19 protein-coding genes and 1 pseudogene are annotated in these 17193 nt (G+C 61.9%); 3 read left to right on the top strand and 17 right to left on the bottom strand.

Annotation, left to right across the window (positions count from 1 at the left end; translation table 11 throughout):
- Nucleotides 1-136: 136 nt before the first annotated feature.
- From NKH12_RS22965 to NKH12_RS22915, 11 genes and pseudogenes are all read right to left on the bottom strand, one after another.
- The gene (locus NKH12_RS22965) at nucleotides 137-1315 is read right to left on the bottom strand and encodes a hypothetical protein (RefSeq protein WP_352955230.1); all 1179 of its coding nucleotides are present in this window, start codon (nucleotides 1313-1315) and stop codon (nucleotides 137-139) included.
- Between the two features lie 28 nt (nucleotides 1316-1343).
- On the bottom strand, nucleotides 1344-1949 hold the full coding sequence (locus NKH12_RS22960; protein WP_352955229.1) for a helix-turn-helix transcriptional regulator: 606 nt from the start codon (nucleotides 1947-1949) through the stop codon (nucleotides 1344-1346).
- A gap of 108 nt (nucleotides 1950-2057) precedes the next feature.
- Nucleotides 2058-2279 (bottom strand): hypothetical protein, encoded by a 222-nt coding sequence (locus NKH12_RS22955; protein WP_352955228.1) that lies wholly within the window; start codon nucleotides 2277-2279, stop codon nucleotides 2058-2060.
- A 270-nt stretch (nucleotides 2280-2549) separates the two neighbouring features.
- Nucleotides 2550-2968, bottom strand: a pseudogene (locus tag NKH12_RS22950) (DOPA 4,5-dioxygenase family protein).
- 113 nt (nucleotides 2969-3081) lie between these two features.
- Nucleotides 3082-4605 carry a serine hydrolase gene (locus tag NKH12_RS22945; protein WP_502910833.1) on the bottom strand — a complete coding sequence of 508 codons (1524 nt, stop codon included), beginning with the start codon at nucleotides 4603-4605 and terminating at the stop codon, nucleotides 3082-3084.
- 159 nt (nucleotides 4606-4764) lie between these two features.
- Nucleotides 4765-5523 (bottom strand): ABC transporter permease, encoded by a 759-nt coding sequence (locus NKH12_RS22940; RefSeq protein ID WP_352955227.1) that lies wholly within the window; start codon nucleotides 5521-5523, stop codon nucleotides 4765-4767.
- Complete coding sequence (locus NKH12_RS22935; protein ID WP_502910832.1) at nucleotides 5520-6296, bottom strand: ABC transporter ATP-binding protein; 777 nt, start codon at nucleotides 6294-6296, stop codon at nucleotides 5520-5522. The genes NKH12_RS22940 and NKH12_RS22935 overlap by 4 nt, the downstream gene beginning before the upstream one ends.
- Complete coding sequence (locus NKH12_RS22930) at nucleotides 6296-7339, bottom strand: ABC transporter substrate-binding protein (protein WP_352955225.1); 1044 nt, start codon at nucleotides 7337-7339, stop codon at nucleotides 6296-6298. Before NKH12_RS22930 ends, NKH12_RS22935 begins: the two co-directional genes overlap by 1 nt.
- 69 nt (nucleotides 7340-7408) lie before the next feature.
- Nucleotides 7409-7846, bottom strand: coding sequence for a VOC family protein (locus tag NKH12_RS22925; RefSeq protein ID WP_502703152.1), 438 nt, complete (start codon nucleotides 7844-7846; stop codon nucleotides 7409-7411).
- 2 nt (nucleotides 7847-7848) lie between these two features.
- On the bottom strand, nucleotides 7849-8580 hold the full coding sequence (locus NKH12_RS22920; protein ID WP_352955224.1) for a FadR/GntR family transcriptional regulator: 732 nt from the start codon (nucleotides 8578-8580) through the stop codon (nucleotides 7849-7851).
- An 11-nt stretch (nucleotides 8581-8591) separates the two neighbouring features.
- The gene (locus tag NKH12_RS22915; protein ID WP_502910831.1) at nucleotides 8592-10043 is read right to left on the bottom strand and encodes an FAD-binding oxidoreductase; all 1452 of its coding nucleotides are present in this window, start codon (nucleotides 10041-10043) and stop codon (nucleotides 8592-8594) included.
- A gap of 264 nt (nucleotides 10044-10307) precedes the next feature.
- On the opposite strand from NKH12_RS22915, the gene NKH12_RS22910 reads away from it, so the two are divergent.
- Nucleotides 10308-11057, top strand: a complete 750-nt coding sequence (locus NKH12_RS22910) for a glucose 1-dehydrogenase (RefSeq protein WP_352955223.1) — start codon at nucleotides 10308-10310, stop codon at nucleotides 11055-11057.
- 9 nt (nucleotides 11058-11066) lie between these two features.
- Here the strand turns inward: NKH12_RS22910 and NKH12_RS22905 are convergent, their stop codons facing one another.
- From NKH12_RS22905 to NKH12_RS22890, 4 genes are all read right to left on the bottom strand, one after another.
- Nucleotides 11067-11642, bottom strand: a complete 576-nt coding sequence (locus NKH12_RS22905; RefSeq protein ID WP_352955222.1) for a dihydrofolate reductase family protein — start codon at nucleotides 11640-11642, stop codon at nucleotides 11067-11069.
- Between the two features lie 130 nt (nucleotides 11643-11772).
- Nucleotides 11773-12306: an SRPBCC family protein gene (locus NKH12_RS22900; RefSeq protein WP_352955221.1), complete on the bottom strand. Its 534-nt coding sequence runs from the start codon at nucleotides 12304-12306 to the stop codon at nucleotides 11773-11775.
- A complete protein-coding gene (locus tag NKH12_RS22895) occupies nucleotides 12303-12710 on the bottom strand; it encodes an ArsR/SmtB family transcription factor (RefSeq protein WP_352955220.1) in 408 nt (135 codons plus the stop codon). Before NKH12_RS22895 ends, NKH12_RS22900 begins: the two co-directional genes overlap by 4 nt.
- Nucleotides 12711-12841: 131 nt before the next feature.
- Nucleotides 12842-13471: an ankyrin repeat domain-containing protein gene (locus NKH12_RS22890; RefSeq protein ID WP_352955219.1), complete on the bottom strand. Its 630-nt coding sequence runs from the start codon at nucleotides 13469-13471 to the stop codon at nucleotides 12842-12844.
- 214 nt (nucleotides 13472-13685) lie between these two features.
- Between NKH12_RS22890 and NKH12_RS22885 the strand changes: the two genes are divergently transcribed.
- Entirely contained in the window at nucleotides 13686-14078 is a 393-nt protein-coding gene (locus NKH12_RS22885; protein WP_352955218.1) for a VOC family protein, read from the top strand.
- Between the two features lie 41 nt (nucleotides 14079-14119).
- On the opposite strand, the gene NKH12_RS22880 is transcribed toward NKH12_RS22885, so the two are convergent.
- Together NKH12_RS22880 and NKH12_RS22875 are read right to left on the bottom strand one after the other, a co-directional pair.
- Nucleotides 14120-14440: a c-type cytochrome gene (locus tag NKH12_RS22880; protein ID WP_502910830.1), complete on the bottom strand. Its 321-nt coding sequence runs from the start codon at nucleotides 14438-14440 to the stop codon at nucleotides 14120-14122.
- Nucleotides 14441-14507: 67 nt separating this feature from the next.
- Nucleotides 14508-15758 carry a PQQ-dependent sugar dehydrogenase gene (locus tag NKH12_RS22875; protein WP_502910829.1) on the bottom strand — a complete coding sequence of 417 codons (1251 nt, stop codon included), beginning with the start codon at nucleotides 15756-15758 and terminating at the stop codon, nucleotides 14508-14510.
- 493 nt (nucleotides 15759-16251) lie between these two features.
- Here NKH12_RS22875 and NKH12_RS22870 point away from each other — a divergent pair, with 493 nt between their 5' ends.
- Nucleotides 16252-17106: an aldo/keto reductase gene (locus NKH12_RS22870; RefSeq protein WP_352955217.1), complete on the top strand. Its 855-nt coding sequence runs from the start codon at nucleotides 16252-16254 to the stop codon at nucleotides 17104-17106.
- Nucleotides 17107-17193: the final 87 nt, after the last annotated feature.

Genomic DNA, 17193 nt, shown 5'->3' with positions numbered 1-17193 from the left:
GAAGCCTTGAAGCTGGCCAGCGGCGGACCAAAACGACGGAGGGCAATTTTGGCGTTCACGGGCTTCTTCAAGGGACGCCTTGGCCATCATGCGTGAACGCAATTGGGGCACTTATCTCCGTGCGACGTGCGGCAGTCTACCTGCCGAACTCCACACCTCCGCTGAAATCGAACACCGCACGCACGCTGAGAATGTGAGCGTTTTCGTGATCCGCATTCCGCGCGAACGTATAGGCGGCAGCGAGTTGCCATTTTGATCCAACGAACGGCGTATTGTCGTCGGACGAATATATGACCTCGAAATCAGCTAGGTAATCGCGGGTATCCGGACCTCCGGCGACCAGGTTCGTCTGCTCCGTGTAGGTCGCGATATAGGTTAAGGAGTCTACGTCGAGCGCGGCGGAGCCCGTGACGACCAGGGCATCGTCCTGGCGGCCGTCAAAATGCCGAAGATAGGACATTTCGCCCAGCAGCCTGACCGTCATTTCGTCCAGTTCGAAACTCTTGGACGCGGCGGCGAGGTAGGCAAGTTCGTCACCAAGCTTAACGTCGTCTTCGATGTCCTCCTCGGTAGGATGCCCGGCCCTCTGATACCGAAAGCCGAACCTGTAGCCAAATTCGCCGTCCAAATAGCAATCGGCTGTTTCCGAACCTTCGCAGCCATCAAGAGTTACCGAGAACGACGACACGCCCTTTGTGTTGCCCGCGCCGCCATCCGACAGGCTGGTCCGGCCCCGGTTGGTAAAGAGCGACTCGCTGAGGATCGTGCGATCGCTTGTGAATGCAGTCGCTGCCAAAGCATGGTTCAACCCGAGGTTTTCGAAGCGGAGGGCAATTTCCCCGCCTAGACGTTCGTCCGCGTCGAAATCCGACACCAGTTCCGTGGCATTGATCCCTGGCGCGACTTCGCTGGCGAGACTGAAGATCGTATCGAATTTTCCGGCCCGCGTGGTAGCGGGACCTGCCTCGATCACGGTATACAGTTCGGCTACGTAGGTGCCAATTCCTTCAAGAACCGTATTCTCGCCGGGCGCCGAGTCCACCACCGGCTCGGTGATGATGGAAGTCTCCAGTTGCAGATAGTCCGTCGGCGCGAAAAGCAAATCGGCTGTGAGTGTCGGTTGAAGCACGTCGGATGTCAGGAATGACGGATCGGCCGCAAAAATCCAGTCGTTTTGAAGTTCCGTAGATAGTTCGTAACTGACACAGGGCGCCGCGCAGCCCTCGACCAGCTCCGCTACTGGATCTTCGGCCAGTACTGGAGTTGAGAATACAAGCAACCCCAGGCCGGTGAGAACTGAGGCAAGAAAGCGCATGGCCCGTGACCCTGGAGCTAGCTCCGCGCTACGCCCGGCGCGATGCGGCCGGCCGGCTCGACATCTCGGGACGAGCAAGGCCGCTGCGAGCCCCCAAGGAGTTCGACGGCACCGGCGGCAGAAGCAACTCCTCGAGGAAATAGGCAGAGAGCGCCGCGCGGCCCGAGAGCTCAGCCTTGTGGTAGAGCGCAGTCGCTTGCTGGCGAATGGTCGCTTCGCTTGCTCCCCGGATTCGCGCGATCTCCTTGTGGCTGAAGCCCTTGAGCAGCAGGAGCCCGACCTCCTGCTCCGTCTGGGTGCAACCCCAAGCCGCAAACTGGCGCTGGATGGCGGCGCCGAGTTCCTGGAAATGGTCATCCAGGCCGGCCCGCCACTGCGTGTCGCGCTCACGGATTCGTGCAATCTCATCGCGCATGTCGAAGCTTTCCGCTTCCTGCTCCCGCAGGCGCGAGGACAGGAGCGCAACGCAGGCCGAGCAGCCTACGAGAAGTGCAATGCCCGCCGCTTCCGTCAACAGCTCGGTGAGGGTCACCACCTCATCCTCCCTCACCGCCTCCATGCCAAGCAGGAGGGCGAAGGCCCCCACCGCACCCGCAATCAGGATCTGCCGGCCGCGTCCCTTGGTCCAGTCCATGGTCTGTCTCCGAAGCTCGAGTGGCGGCTGCGCGCCCTTGGGCTCGCCCTGTCGCCGCCATTTTGCGCCTGCCAGCGGCAACGTGCAACAGATGGGCGCGGGCGTCGGTCACGTGATGAAGAAAAGGTCATCGGCGCCGAGCAACGCGATCCCGCCAGCGTGATCTCCACGCTCCCGGTCACGCCGCGTCGCCCCGGACCCGAAATCATTATTCGTGTCGAGCGCGGCGCCATCGAAGCGCGCCACCAAATCCGCGAGCGTAGGGAAATCGCCCTCTCCGGCCGTGGCGGAAAACCGGAAGGTGTTGGTTCCATCTACGCCACCGCCCACGAGCAGGTCGTCCTGACAGCGGGCCGGTGTCAGCGGAAGTCCGTAATTGGCGGCGCAAAGCGGACATCTATCCAGCTTCCACCGAATGACTGCTCCCGGCAACCACGACCCTCAGCGTGGTCGCTTGGGATGTCGGCACTTAGGAAGCGGCAATTCTGATCTCAATGACCGAGATCCGCGCAAAGCGGCCGGTCATGCCCGCCTGAACTGCACTGCAGGCACACGCGATTTCCGACGCCGAACCCTCACATGCCGAACGGCGCCCCCTCCCTACGCCCCCATCGTCGGCTCGGTATTCACCTCCAGCGCCTCTTCCGCCTCATCCTCCTCGCCGAGAACCTCGCCGTGCACCCCCAGCGGGCGGCCTATCCAGATCGGGTCGACCAGATGGTCGCGCTTGGGGTTGGTGGTGTTGGGTGGATGAGGATGCTCAGGCCGCCATGGTTCAGCATCAGCCACGGAACAAGGGTAGCGAAAATCCCGGTGGCGAAGGAGACCTGGTACATGGCCTGTTCGTGCGGGCCGACCGGCTCGTCGCGCCAGTTGCCCAGGCGCACGCGGAAACGTTCGCCGATGCGAAGGCGCAGCCATTCGGCATGCTGCCGCTCGGCCGGCCCGTCATAGTAGATATGCGCGTGATAGCTGACAATTTCCGAAAGCGGCCTTGGACTGGCGGTGTCTTCGTTCACCTTAATGCTCTCCTTCGACGACTATGGCGTCCGGCAGACCCGAAGCATGGAAGGTCGACCTTGTCGAGGCCGTGTTGATGCCGGGGGATAACTGGACAAGCGTGATTTTGACACTAGTCACCCACGCGCGCCAGCGTGCCGAGATGATTGCCGTCGAGAAACTCTATCGTCATCGCCGACGCCTTGCCGTCGGGGCCGAGGACAAAGCTCACGGCCGACGGCGCGTCCGGCGTCTCGGCGTCCGGATAGGTCAGGAACATGTCGCGGTCGAAATGCTCCAGTGAATAGGAGCGGGCGCCGCCCGGCCCGACCTTGAGCACGAGGCCGTCGCCCTCACCCGACACAACCGCATCGCCGATGAAGTCGTTGAAATAACGGCCTTTATAGGTGTTGGCCGGTCTGGCAGGGCTTGCCGGAGACGGCGGCTTGGCATAGGTGGCCTTGGCGGCCGCGACCGCCGGGCCGAACAGGCCCGCATAGGTATCGTCCCATGCCTTGATCCAGTCCTTCTCGATCTTTCCATCGAAAGCCATATCGGCGAAGCTGTCGGACAGCCCTTCCGGCACGCCTGTCGAAAAGGCGCTGGCGACGATGACGATGCCAAGCTTCTCCTCGGGAAACAGCGTCACCAGCGTGCGGGCGCCGACGCTGAAGGCGCCGGCATGGCCCCAGCTCAGCCCGTGCCGGCCGAATTCGACATTCCAGCCGAGGCCGTAGAAGGACGTGCCGCCTGAGACGGGGTTCTTGCCGCGAGCCATCAGCGGAACATGCGTCTGGGCCAGCGCGTCGGCTTTAATGAGTGTCTCGCCGGCATAGACCCCATTGCCGAGTACGAGGCGCACCCATTGCGAAAGATCGCGCGCCGTGGAGCTGACGCCGCCCGCGGGCGCCTGCGCATCCGGATCGCGCTTTATCTTGGCGGCCCAGACGCCATCGACCCTGACGTGCAGTGCGGCGCGGTTGGCGTGCTTGATGAAGTCCGCATGACGGGAGCTGGTCGAGGTCATTCCAAGCGGACGGTAGAGCTTCTCCTCGGCGACCTCCTCCCAAGGCTTGCCTGTCGGCTTCGCGGCCGCAACGGCACCCTCGGTCAGTCCGAAATTGCTGTAGGAGTAGCCGGCGCGAAAGCTCGACGATGGCGACACGAACCGCAGACGGCGCAGTATCTCCGCGCGGTCATAGCCAATGTCCTCGAGGTCGTCTCCGGCGGTGCCGGGAAGTCCGCTGCGGTGCGAAAACAGGTCGCGAACCGTGAGTTCGCTGGTCGGATAGGGCTCGGACAGCCGGAAGGGCGGATTGAGATCGGCGATTTTCGTATCCCAGGAAACAATCTCGTCGCTGACCAGTGCCGCCACTATCGTTGCTGAGACCGGCTTGGAGAGCGAGGCGATCTGGAACACCGTATCGGCATCGACGGCCTCCGGCTTTCCGGCCTCGCGATGGCCGAAACCCTTGAGGAAGACCACCTTGTCGCCGTGCACGACCCCGATGGCGAGACCAGGCACCCCGCCATCCGCGACGACGCCTTTGGCGAGTGCCTCAAGCTTCGACAGGGCTGCCGCGATCCGGTCAGGCGTAGTGGTGTCGGCCGACGCCGCATGCGGCGAAAGCATCATGACGGCGATAAAGGCCTGCATCCCCCAACGGCGGAAATTCTGACCCAGCCTCACGCTCGAGCTCCTCCCCTGCAAGCACTGGTCACACTACAGGCCGGCGCAGGAAAGGCCAACCCTCGCCTGCGCGGTAGAGCAAAGTCCCATGCGCGACCCAAGCGGCCACCCCTTGGAACCAGCCGGTCAACGGTATCGAACGGACCACCGCTCAGCGGCGACGACCGTCATGAAGAACCCGATCGACAACAGGGATGAGAGCACGATGGCGGCGTAGAGCCGGTCGGACTGATAGTTGAAGGTCGCCTGGATGATCAGCGCGCCGAGACCTTTGTCGGAGCCGATCCATTCGCCAACGATCGCGCCGATCACCGCGGTCGCCGAGGCGATCCGCAGCGAAGCGAAAAGCATGGGCAGCGCACGCGGCAGGCGCAGGCGCCAGAATATTTCCCAACGCGTCGCCGACAGCACGCGGAAGAGCTCGTGCTCGCTGGCGCTCGCCGATTCCAGGCCCCGGATCATGTTGATCAGCGTCGGGAAGAAACAGATCACCGCCGCAATCACGATCTTGGGCAGCATGCCTAGTCCGAAGATGAGGATGACGACCGGGGCCAGCGCAAGCACCGGGATCGTGTTGAAGAACAGCACGACCGGAAAATACGCAGCCTGAAGCGTACGGCTGTGCACGAAGATGACCGCCAGCAGCACTGCGGCGAGGTTCCCGAGCACGAAGCCGGAGAGCGCCTCGATGGCCGTCGGCCAGAGGTTCGACAGGAGAAGCGATCCGTTCCTGGCAAACACGCCCGCTATCGCGGTCGGCGTCGGAACGATGTAGGCTGGCACGCCGGCGAGCGGCAGCAGAACCTGCCATGCGAGAATGAGCGAGCCGGCGCCGAGGATCGGCAGCACGGTCTGTGCGACCGGCGAAAGCGGGCTCCGGTTCACGAGGCCGCTCCAAGGGCGGAGCGCATCCTGGCCATCGCCGCGACGATCGCCGGATCCTCGCGCGAGCATCTGTTGTCCGGCCCCTTCAGCGGACGAAGGTCGTGGTCGGCGACGATCCGTCCGGGATGGGCGGCAAGCACGATTACGCGCTGCCCGAGATAGACGGCTTCAGCAATGGAATGCGTGACGAACAGCACGGTCGTTCCGGTCCGCCGCCAAAGGTTCAGCAGTTCGTCGTTGAGGCGATCGCGGGTGATCTCGTCAAGCGCGCCAAATGGTTCGTCCATCAGAAGCAGACGTGGCTCGCCAAGCAGCGCCCGGGCGATCGCCAGCCTTTGGCGTTGTCCGCCGGAAAGCTGATGCGGCAGGCGCTCACCGAGCGCCGACAGGCCGACGAGTTCGAGCAGCTCGTCGGCCCGGTCGTCTATCATGCGCGACAGGCTGCGGCGGCCGACCTGGATCGGCAGCCGCACATTCTCGCGCGCCGTGCGCCAAGGCAAAAGGGTCGAGTCCTGGAAGACGAAGCCCACGCCGCGGCCGGAGCGCACAGCCGACGGCGTTTCGCCCATCACGCGTATCGTGCCCGCGAGTGGCGCCAGCAGGTCGGCGACAACCCGCAGAAACGTCGACTTTCCGCACCCCGAGGGTCCAAGGATCGACAGGAACGTCCCGGCCTCGATTGTCAGGTCAAGACCGGAGATCACCGTCACCGGCGAGTGCCGGCCAGGATAGCCGACGTCGAGCCCGGAGGTTTCGATGGCCGGCGCGGCCATCAAGATGCGGGCGCGCCGAGCTTCGGCCGTTCAGCCGCACTGAGTTCGAGAATCTCAGTCGTATAGACGTCCTCGGCCTTCGGCCTGCCGTTCGGATACTGGCCAATCTGGTCAAGCAGCGCGATCTGGCTCTCGATCGAGGCAGGATCGAAGGTGCCCCATCCATCCTTTTTCGTGTTGTCATCGAACGACAGTTTCAGCACCAGAGGGATCGTCTTCTTTTCCCAGCCTGCGTCGATCTCGGGATAGGCTGCGACGAGCTTGTCGACCGCCTGCTCGGGATTGGCGTGGACCCAGCCCCACCCCTTGGCGACTGCGCCGATGAATTTCGCCAAGGTCTCGGAATCGGATTCGATGGCGCTGTCGGTCGCGAAGTACACGTCGGCATAGGACGCCAGGCCGAGCTCCGACAACAGAAGATCGATGCGATCATCGCCGACGACGCTGAGCGCCTGCGTGTTGGTGATCCAGCCGCCGATCGCATCCACGTCGCCACGGACGAGCGGGGCCTTGTCGAACCCAACATTGACGATGGTGACTTCGGAAGGGTCGATCTTGTTTTTCGCCAGCATCGCGTCGATAGCGAAGCGCGCGGTCGGCTGTGTGCCGATCCGCATCCCCTTCAGATCCGCCACCGACCGGATCGGCTTCGCCGGTTTCGACGTCAGCGCATAAGGCCCGGTGCGATAGCCGCAGGCGATGATCTTTATCGGAACGCCGCTCGCCCGCGCGGCATAGAGCTGAGGCGATTCGGAGAATTGGCCGAGCTGAGCGGCACCGGACACCACCGGCGGCACGGTGGCGGCGTTCGGTCCGCCGGGGCTGAACTCGACCTCGAGCCCGGCTTCGCTAAAATAGCCATTGGCGACGGCTGCGACGTCGCCAATCTGGCCGTTCGACATCAGCCAGTCATACTGGACGACGAGCTTGGCGGCTGCCGAGGCGCTGGCGCCAAACAGCTGAAGTCCCGGCCCGAAAGCCGCCAGGCCGGCGCCCGCCTTCAGGATCGATCTGCGATTCCACTGCGATGTGTTCCCACTCATCTTCTTGCTCCTTGGTTGGACTTGTTTGCATGCGGCGCGGCCCGTCTTGCGAGGCCGTCGCGATCGAAATCACCCTTGCGTGTCGTGATAGTCGCCCGGTCCCGCGCCGGTCCAGGCGTAGAGCTCCCACAGCGTCCCATCCGGGTCGTGGAAGTAGGCGCAGCGCGCGTTCCAGACATAGTCGCCGGGTGGCCCGACGAACGGCACTCCCTTGTCCGACAGTTCGGCGTAGAGCCGGTCGACCTCCCCCGCACTTTCGAGTTCCATGGCAACGCACGCCTTGTGCGCCTGCTTCGGAGAGCGGACATTCGAGACGCCGCAATGGCGATTGATGTGATCCAGTTCCCATGCGGCGAGCGTCACGCGCTCGGAATGAAAATCGACAAAGCCTTCGGCGCGGCGTCTGATCCGGTAGCCGAGCTTCTGCGTGTAGAAGTCGATGGTGCGGTCGATGTCCTCCACAAGGAGGCAGATATCGGTGATTGCCTTGGTCTGGCCGAGCGACATTGTCATTTGCCTCGACTGATCTTCGCGGTGAGTTCGACGCCTACGCGCGATGCGGCGCCATCGATGTGCCGGCGCATCGCCTCGCCGGCAGCCTGCGGATCATGCGCGGCGAGCGCGTCGTAGATCCGCACGTGCTCGGCGACGTTGACTTCGACCAGGTCGTGCAGCGGGTTGGTGAGGCGGGCATAGTGGATCGACTGGCGGATCTGCTCGCAGACGAAGGAAATGAAGGTGTAGATGTAGCTATTGCCCGTGGCCCGGGCGATCGCCCGGTGGAAAAGCAGATCGGCCTCGATGCTGCCATCCTCCCAGCGCTCCTCGCCACCCATGCGGTCCAGCGCAGCCTTGATTGCGTGAAGATCATCGGATGCGCAGCGTGTCGCGGCCAGCGTGGCGGATTCGGTCTCCAGAATGCTGCGCAGCTCGAAGAGCTGCTCCATGTTGCGCTGGTCTTTCAGCGCTTCGCGGTCGATCCGGATGGCTGTCCGCTGTTCAGGCGCCATGACGAATGCGCCCACGCCCTGACGCGCCTCGACCATGCCATCGGCGCGAAGCTGCGCGATCGCTTCTCTGACAACATTGCGGCTGACGCCGAACTTGTCGGCGAGCTGGCTTTCGGTGGGAAGCCGGGCTCCCGGAATGATGTCGCCGCCCTCGATCTCGCGGCTCAGATGCGAAGCGATGCGATGCGGAAGCGCCTCCACGCTGCCTATGATGGACGAACGCTGCTTCATGCGGCTTTCCCCTACAAATCGCCCGGATCAGGCATGAGACATCCGGGATTGAACAGGCCTGCCGGATCGAAGGCCGCCTTGATCGCGGTATGAAGCTGCCGCTCGCGCTGCGACAGGCCGGCCCAGAACACATGGCTGCGGCTGCGACCGACGCCATGCTCGGCGCTGAACGAGCCGCCGAGCGCGCCGACCAGTTCATAAAGTCGGGTCAAAACCGCCTGGCCCACGGCCCTCGCTTCGCCGGGCTCGCAATCGATGGGAGGCAGCACGTTGAAATGGATGTTGCCGTCACCGGCGTGACCATAGGTCAGGGATGTCCAGCCTGGCCACTCGCGCACGATACACGCGCGTGCTTGCTCGATCAGCTTCGGCACCTGGCTGAGGTGAACCGAGAGGTCGGTGCGGACATGAAAGCCGCGCCGCGCCTGCCCCTCGACCAGCCCCTCACGGATGGCCCAGAATGCGGCGGCCTGCGAGCGGCTTTGCGCGACGACGCCATCCCTGATCAGGTCGCTCTCAAGGGCGCGCGCCAGCATGGTTTCAAGAAGTCCGCCGGCGTCTATCCCTGGCCCACAGGCGAGTTCGACGATCGCATGAACCGGACATTCTTGTGTCAACGGTGAGCGCAGGTTCGGATCGATGAGATGGGCCAGCGGCAGGCACTCATCGCCGATGACCTCAAACGCGCTGAGAAGGTCGGAGCAGAGATGCCGCGCCATCCGGAAAAGCTCGCACGCCTGGCGGAAGCTGCCCAGTCCGACATAAGCGGTCTCGACCTGCGTCGGCCGGGGCGAGAGCCTTACTTCGACGCCCGTGACGATCCCGAGCGTTCCTTCCGAACCGATCATCAATTGCTTCAGGCTGTAGCCGCGATTGTCCTTGCGCAGCCCGTTCATGCCGCTCCACAGCGTGCCGTCCGGCAGGACCGTCTCAAGCCCGAGCACCAGATCACGCGTCATGCCGTACCGCAGCACGTTGATGCCGCCGGCGTTGGTTGCGACATTGCCGCCGATCGTGCACGATCCCTGCGCACCAAGCGCGAGAGGGAAGGTCATGTCGGATGCTTCAGCGGCGTCCTTGACGTCCTGCAGCACGGCACCCGCGTCGGCTTGCAGCGTGAAGTCGAGCGGATCGACCGAGCGTATCCGGTTGAGACGCTCAAGCGACAGCACGGCGCAGTCCGAACTGTCTGGAATCGCGCCACCGGCAAGTCCGGTATTGCCACCCTGCACGACGATGGCGACACCGCTCTGCGAGCACCATCTCACAAACGCCTGGACGTCTTCCACGGATCCTGGACGCACGATGAAGCGGGCACTTCCGCGCCTGTCGCGGCTCCAATCAATGAGGTAGCGTTCTGCCAGGGGCGACTGGCCGTCTATCAGCGCGTCACCCGCCAACTGAGCAGGCAGCTCGGCAATTGCACCAGAAGTTTCGCGTTGAGATGGGCGATCCGTGATCATTGGGTCAGATCATACGGTCATCCTACAACTTGGCAAGTCACTTTCGTCTTGGGGAATCATCATTAATTTGGCGGCGAAAACCGCCGGCGCACCCGCCTCACAATCTGGACTCTCGCGCCTGAACTGTTCGCACCCGTCGGAAAATGCTAGCCTTTCATTTTGACGAAGACGGTGCGGCTGGCATTGGGAGAGACCCAACTCGCTGGTGATCGGTATGGAAGTCCGACCGATTCGAACTTGAAGCCAAGGCCAGAGGGGATCTCAATGTCGGAATTGTTCTCGCTCAACGGCCGTGTCGCGCTGGTCACGGGTGCCTCGCGTGGTCTCGGCTTCGCCATGGCCAAGGCACTTGCGGAAAACGGCGCGACAGTGATCGTCAATGCCCGCGATCCGGCCGCCCTCGCCGCGGCGGCCGAAAGGATCGGGGCCGAAGCCCTGCCGTTCGATGTCACCGACGCGGCGATCTCAAGGGCGTCGCTGGAAGGAATCGTCGAACGCCACGGCCGCCTCGATATTCTGGTCAATAATGCCGGCATCCAGCATCGCAGTCCGTTGGTCGAATGGCGGGACGAGGATTTCGACCATGTGATTGCCGTCAATCTGTCGGCCTGCTTCCGCATGATGCGCGACGCGGTGCGCCTGATGCTGCCAAACAAGTTCGGGCGCATCATAAACACCGGATCGGTTGCAGCGATCCTTGGCCGTCCCACCATTCACGCCTATGTGGCGGCAAAGGCGGGCCTGCACGGGCTGACACGCTCTACTGCCGCTGAATTGGGCCGTCACGGCATCACCGTCAATGCGATCGCCCCCGGCTATTTCGCCACCGAGCTCAATACGGCACTTATGAGCGACGAGGCCTTCACCAAGTGGGTCGAGACACGAACGCCGGCGGGCCGCTGGGCCCGGCCTGAGGAGCTCGGCGGAGCCGTGGTGTTTCTCGCCTCCGACGCTGCCGCCTACGTCAACGGACATGTACTGGCCGTTGACGGCGGGCTATCGGTTTCCCTCTGACCGGCTGAGTTAGCCAATCCCATAGATCAGGCTCACGCGCCCATCCGTGAGCTGCTGAACCTTCCGCAACTCGAGCCCGCGACGCTTTTGCGACGCTCCAAACAGCGCCTTCCCTTCGCCGACGAGCAGCGGATAGACGATCAGCCTGAGTTCATCCACCAGCCCGGCATCGATAAGGCTCGCGGCCATTCGCGCACCGCCCATGAGATAGATGTCCTTGCCAGGCTGCTGCTTGAGGGCAGCGATGTCGTCGAAGGTCCGCAGGAAGCGCGTCTTTGGCCAGGCCGCCGAAGTTATTGTGTTCGACAGCACATAATGCGGGGTCTGTTCGGCAAAGCGGGCCCATTCGAGCTCCACCGGCATCGGCAATTTGCCGGTCATCGGCAGCGGCTTGTCCGGCTCATTCTGGATCGCGCTCCAGTAGCGCTCGTAGCCGGCATACATGACGCTCCCGAGCAGGCAGGCATCGATTTGCGGCGTCAGCCCATACTCCTCCGACCACGCGTCCACCCAATCCGCGTAACCCTCGGGTCCCTCCATCTTGCCGTCGACGGATATCTTCATTCCGGTGATCAATTTGCGCATGACTTCCTCCATTGGGCTTGCACAATGCAAGCACGTTTCATCGTTTCATCGTTGCTGGTATGCGAGTCTCCACAGACGGATGCCGGTGGAATCTGGGCAGTGACTTCAGGGGGTGGTCGACACGATCGTGTCAGGCCGGCAGACGGCGGTCGTATTCTTTCCGCAGGCGGCTCCAGCCATCCCAGAACGAGGTCGGCGTCTTGCCCGCGAGGCGGGCAGCCAGCATATCGAGATGCGTGTGCCAGCCGGCGGTGACGTTGAGCTGGATTTCGCGTTCCGGCAGCCGGCGGTGGGTGACGGTGAGCAGCACATCGTTGCCCTTCGGCTCCAGCAAGAAGGAAACCCCGCCGGTGTTTCCCCAGATGATGGCAAGCTTGCGCGGCGCATCGAGCTCGGTGATGCGGCCCTCCATCCGATGCTCTTCGGGAAAACCCGCGGGGCGCTGGCCAGGCGGATCGGTCAGCTCGTCGTTACGCCAGATGAACTCGAACGGCGTGCCGGCCTTCATTTCCATCTGGCCCGCAGCCATCCACTGCCGGCGCAAGTCACTCTCGGTGAGATAGGCCCAGACCCGCTCGATGGGGCCGGGCAAAAGCCGCTGGATGGTGAACGTGGCGGGCTCCGTCAGCTCGCCATAGGCTTCGATGGTTTTCATCTGGTTCATTGGTCGTCTCCTTCTTTTGAGGTGGGCGATTTCCTGGAATCATCCTGGGCCCTGGAATCACCCGGGGCTTTGCGTGCGTCCTCCTCGCGAAGGAGACGTTCGAGAACATCGAGACGGTTGGTCCAGAAGCGCTCGTAGAAGCCCAGCCACTGATGGGCGCTGGCCAGCGGTCCGGGTTCGAGCCGGCAGACATGCGTCCGGCCCCTCACCTCTCGGCGGATAAGCCCTGCGTTCTCCAGCGCCTTGATGTGCTTGGAGGCGGCGGCGAGCGACATGGCGAAGGGTTCCGCCAACTGGCTTACCGTTCGCTCGCCGCCGGCGAGATCGCGAAGCATGTGCCGGCGGGTGGCGTCGCCAAGGGCGTGAAAAACCGCGTCCATCTGTGGTGTCTCTAATTCAACCATGTAGTTGAATATAGAGACACGCTTTCAGATAGTCAACCGATTGGTTGAATGATTTTAGATGAGAGCTCCACAGGCGGCGCGTGGCGATCGAGGACATTCGGCCAGCGCAAGGCGTGGTGGAAGCGCAACCTTCACTTGCCTTCAAAGAAAGTATGAATCGAGGTTTCCAGCTTTTCGATGAGTTGAGGGTTATGGCAGCTTCCAGCCCAGATCAGGGCGTTCAGTCTCATATCCTTGTTGAGAAAGTTCATTGTCCGGGAATCAAGCAGGTATCCCGCGACCTCGTAATGCCTCCCCTTGATAGCCTCGATAAGCGCGTTGTTTCTTCCGGTCTTGTCCGTCAGATTCACGTCGGCGCCATTCTCGACAAGCAACTTGACGACATCCAGATGCCCGTTCTTTGCCGCTTCAATAAGGGCCGTTCTGCCGTAGTAGTCGGCTCTTGCATCGATCTCTATCTCGGGATGTTTCACGAGAGCTAAAATAGAGGCGTAGTGGCCCTTGGCCGAAGCAAGGCTCAAAGGCGTGCTCTTCCATTTGTTTCTGCAATTCACATCGAGTGCCGGATGTTCGATCAACGCCTCGACCGCCGCGGTGCGGGCATTGAGGGCTGCGAGATGAAGGGCTGACCAGCCGCCGCCGTCCGCCTCGTTGATATTGGCGCCGGCCGCCAATTCCGCTCGAACGGCCTCCGCATCGCCGCTTTCTGCCGCGAGCAGCAGATTCGACCAACCCCCTTCGGCTTCCAAGCTCTCGGTCAATGCCGTCGCCTCCCCGAATGCTCCCCGCAGGATAGCATTGTTCCGGTTCGGCCGACATCCACCGAATGACCGACCCGCTCGAACTTGAAGCCAGGCCTCTGATCAAGGCGGAACTGGCCCGCCGGCTTGAGCATCAAGGCCTTCGACCCCATCTCGTGCAGCATCGCTTCAGTCTTGGAACGACGTGCGAGGAGAGACCAAAGGGAGTGATCGCATGGCTATCGATTTCAACCACACAATACTGCCGGCCCGCAACAGCGAGGCGTCGGCAAAGTTCCTGGCGGAAATGCTTGGCCTTCCAGCCCCGAGGCGCTGGGGACCTTTCCAGATGGTCACGACCGAAAACGGTGCCAACCTCGACTACATGGATACCGACGGGGAAATCACGCCGCAGCATTATGCCTTCCTGGTCAGCGAAGCCGAGTTCGACGAGATCTTCGGTCGGATTCGTGAACGGGATCTCCCGTACTGGGCTGACCCTCGCCGGACGCAATCGGGCGAGATCAACCATCACGACGGCGGCCGCGGCGTCTATTTCGAAGACCCGAACGGTCACCTTCTCGAGATCATTACCCGTCAGTACGGCAGCGGCGGATGGAACCCGTGATCGCTCGGTGACGTAGACAGGCGGCGGACGCTCTGCTGGTCTCATGGCGGAACCTGAACGGTGATCTTGATCGATGAATAATAGGCGGCGACATCAGCTATATCCTCATCGCTCAAGCCCTTGGTTACGACAGTCATCTGCTCGTTCTTGCGCTCGCCTGCCTTGAATTCCATCAGCGCCTTGACAAGATAAGCCTCGTTTTGCCCTGCTATGTTCGGAGCCTCGGGCAGCTTGGCGATGCCGTCCTTGCCATGGCAAACCTGGCACTTCAGCATGATTTTTTTGCCCGAAGCGGCATCGCCTCCGGCCTCCGCAAGAGACGAACAGGCAAGCGCAGCCAGACTTACGATCAAACGCCTCACCCCGAACTCCTATATCCACAGGGAAATGAACCAGGCAGCGGCAGAACTCCGCTGCCTGGTTAAGTCTTTAATCGCCGTAGGAAATCCGCCAGACGGCCCCGGCTAAATCGTCGGACACCAGCAGCGAACCGTCGTTGAGCATTTGAACATCGACAGGACGGCCGAGATACTCTTTATTCTCGTTTAGCCAGCCGTCGGCGAACACTTCAGTTTTGTCCGCCGTGCCGTCCGCCTTGAGCGAGGTGAACATTACCCGGGCACCCACCGGGTCCACGCGGTTCCAGGAGCCGTGCTGGGTCGAGAAGATGCCACCCCGGTATTTTTCGGGGAACTGCTTGCCGGTATAGAACGACAGCCCGAGATCGGCGGCGTGAGCCTCTTGCTCGACCTCTGGGAAGATCACGCCTTCGGGCACTGTTGCGTCCTTGTACTCAACCGTACGAACTTTGCCGCCGCCATACCAGGGGAAGCCAAAATTCTGGTCGGGTCCGGTAACACGGTTCATTTCACCTGGGGGGATGGTGTCGCCCATGCCGTCGACCTGATTGTCGTTCACCCAAAGTGTCTTGTCCTTTGGGTTGAAATCCAGGCCGAGGGGATTGCGCATTCCGCGCGCATAAATTTTGCGGTCGGTACCGTCCTGCTTCATGCTTATGATGCCGCCGATGCCGAGTTTCTCGAATTCCGGGAGCAGTTCGGGCGCCGGCACATTGAACGGCTGGCCGATGGTAATATAGATGCGGTTATCGGGCCCGACGCGGCAGGTTCGGGCCGTGTGGTTGTAGCTCTCGTTGGAGGCGGGTATCAGCTCGCCCTGCTTCACGATATCGAAAGCCGCGACATCGGGACCTTCATAGAAGAACTCGGCGGCTGGGAACCATAATACGCGGTTCTGTTCGACGAGGTAGAGGTGGCCATCTCTGGAGAAACAAACGCCGTTCGGGACTGCCATTTTGATCGAAGGCGCAAAGACCTTCACGTCGTCGGCGACGCGGTCCTTGTTGCGGTCGGTCATGGAATAGACCAGCTCTTTGCGGGTACCGACGAAGGTCACCACGCCCTGTGGTCCTACAGCCATATGACGCGCGTCGGGAACGATGGCATAGAGAGTGACCTTAAAGCCGTCTGGGACTTTGACCTTCGCTGCAATGGCTTTGAGGGCTTCGGCGTTTTCCCCGGTCTGCGGGATCGGCTCCATCATCGGTGTGCCGGTAGTCTTGAAGCCGCCAAGTTTCTCGAGATTTTTGTCCTGCGCAAAGGCGGACGTTACGCAAAAGGCGGCAGCGCACGACAAAACGAAAGCGAGTTTCTTGATCACGATATCCTCCCACGTGGCCAGCTTCGCGGCATCTGTGGCAGTCAGATACAACGTTGCGGGCGGTTGCTTTATGCGAAATTTCCAGCGCCGAGCATAATCTTCCGGTCGGGACTTAACGACCGAAAGCGTTGCATAACTCAATCCCCTGAGGGTCACCGGGGACTGCAGTTGGTTGCCGCAGCAGCATAACATGTTGGCCGCCGGGTACCAACGATGAACGGCAAGCTGGTCGTGATACGATTGGTTAGAGGGAGAAGCTGGCCAGGGCTTTCAATCAGCCCTCTTGTCGGCTGACACGGCGGGCGCCGGATTGGAGTAACAGACCGAATGTGCTCCAACTAGACATGTGGAGGGGAAGGATACGTCGCTTCGCCCGGATCTCGCTTGCATTATCCTTTCGCTAGCCGTTGCGATCTTGGCTGCCTGGGCATTGGCGGACACCGAGCCTAGATAAGCACTGCGCTGGGGCGAAGCGATGCAGAAGGACCTGAGCATGCCTGAACAAAATACCCTGAGTAAACCTGAACAGATCAAGTTGAATGATGGCTCAGCCATTCCCCAGATCGGCCTTGGCGTGTGGCAGGTCGATCCGGCCATCACGAGCCAGGTGGTGAGTTGGGGAATCGAGGCCGGCTACAGATTGATCGACACCGCCGAAGGCTACCGGAACGAGGAAGGGGTCGGGCAGGCGATCCGCACGGCTGGCGTGCCGAGAGGCGAATTGTTCATCACCTCGAAGCTGCGCAACGGCGCGCATCAGCGTGACGCCGCCCTTCGGGCTTTCGACGAGACGATGAACAAGCTCGAGATCGAACAGATCGACCTGTTTCTGATCCACTGGCCAGTGCCCAGCCAGGATAAATATGTCGAGGCGTGGAAGACGCTGATCGAACTCAGGCAATCCGGCCGGATCAAGTCGATTGGCGTTTCGAATTTCAACCAGGACCATCTGGAGCGGATCATCGGCGAGACTGGTGTCACCCCCTCAGTCAACCAGATCGAACTCCATCCCCGGTTTCAACAGCGCGGCATCAGAGAATTTCACAGGACGCACGACATCCGCATCGAAAGCTGGAGTCCGCTGGGCAGCGGCCGGCTGTTGAGCGACCCGACCCTTGAAAAGATCGCCGGAAAACACCGCAAATCCGTGGCGCAAGTGATCATCAAATGGCACCTTCAGGAAGGGCTGATCGTCATTCCAAAGTCGATCCACCAGGACCGGATCGCTGCGAACTTCGATATCTTCGATTTCGAATTGGACGCGGCAGACCTCGAGCTCATTCGAGGCATGGATTCTTCGGACGGCCGCACCGGGCCGAACCCCGTCACGGCAGCATTCCTGTTCTGAGGGGGCGTGGAGGCAAGCTTGAGGAGCCGACGGCGAAGCTGCCGATCTCCCCCCTTGTGGGGGGGAGATGTCCGGCAGGACAGAGGG

The sequence above is a fragment of the Mesorhizobium sp. M1322 genome, from assembly GCF_040318085.1.
GTDB lineage: Bacteria > Pseudomonadota > Alphaproteobacteria > Rhizobiales > Rhizobiaceae > Mesorhizobium.
Note: the sequence above shows the minus strand (reverse complement) of the source record. Positions and strands in the feature narration are given on the sequence as shown.

Excerpts from the sequence above, each read along its gene's own strand:
- NKH12_RS22965 (WP_352955230.1), bottom strand. The coding sequence starts at position 1,315 with ATGCGCTTTCTTGCCTCAGTTCTCACCGGCCTGGGGTTGCTTGTATTC.
- NKH12_RS22915 (WP_502910831.1), bottom strand. The coding sequence starts at position 10,043 with ATGATCACGGATCGCCCATCTCAACGCGAAACTTCTGGTGCAATTGCC.
- NKH12_RS22870 (WP_352955217.1), top strand. The coding sequence starts at position 16,252 with ATGCCTGAACAAAATACCCTGAGTAAACCTGAACAGATCAAGTTGAAT.
- NKH12_RS22905 (WP_352955222.1), bottom strand. The coding sequence starts at position 11,642 with ATGCGCAAATTGATCACCGGAATGAAGATATCCGTCGACGGCAAGATG.
- NKH12_RS22920 (WP_352955224.1), bottom strand. The coding sequence starts at position 8,580 with ATGAAGCAGCGTTCGTCCATCATAGGCAGCGTGGAGGCGCTTCCGCAT.
- NKH12_RS22910 (WP_352955223.1), top strand. The coding sequence starts at position 10,308 with ATGTCGGAATTGTTCTCGCTCAACGGCCGTGTCGCGCTGGTCACGGGT.
- NKH12_RS22895 (WP_352955220.1), bottom strand. The coding sequence starts at position 12,710 with ATGGTTGAATTAGAGACACCACAGATGGACGCGGTTTTTCACGCCCTT.
- NKH12_RS22900 (WP_352955221.1), bottom strand. The coding sequence starts at position 12,306 with ATGAACCAGATGAAAACCATCGAAGCCTATGGCGAGCTGACGGAGCCC.
- NKH12_RS22935 (WP_502910832.1), bottom strand. The coding sequence starts at position 6,296 with ATGGCCGCGCCGGCCATCGAAACCTCCGGGCTCGACGTCGGCTATCCT.
- NKH12_RS22945 (WP_502910833.1), bottom strand. The coding sequence starts at position 4,605 with ATGCAGGCCTTTATCGCCGTCATGATGCTTTCGCCGCATGCGGCGTCG.
- NKH12_RS22885 (WP_352955218.1), top strand. The coding sequence starts at position 13,686 with ATGGCTATCGATTTCAACCACACAATACTGCCGGCCCGCAACAGCGAG.
- NKH12_RS22930 (WP_352955225.1), bottom strand. The coding sequence starts at position 7,339 with ATGAGTGGGAACACATCGCAGTGGAATCGCAGATCGATCCTGAAGGCG.
- NKH12_RS22925 (WP_502703152.1), bottom strand. The coding sequence starts at position 7,846 with ATGTCGCTCGGCCAGACCAAGGCAATCACCGATATCTGCCTCCTTGTG.
- NKH12_RS22960 (WP_352955229.1), bottom strand. The coding sequence starts at position 1,949 with ATGGACTGGACCAAGGGACGCGGCCGGCAGATCCTGATTGCGGGTGCG.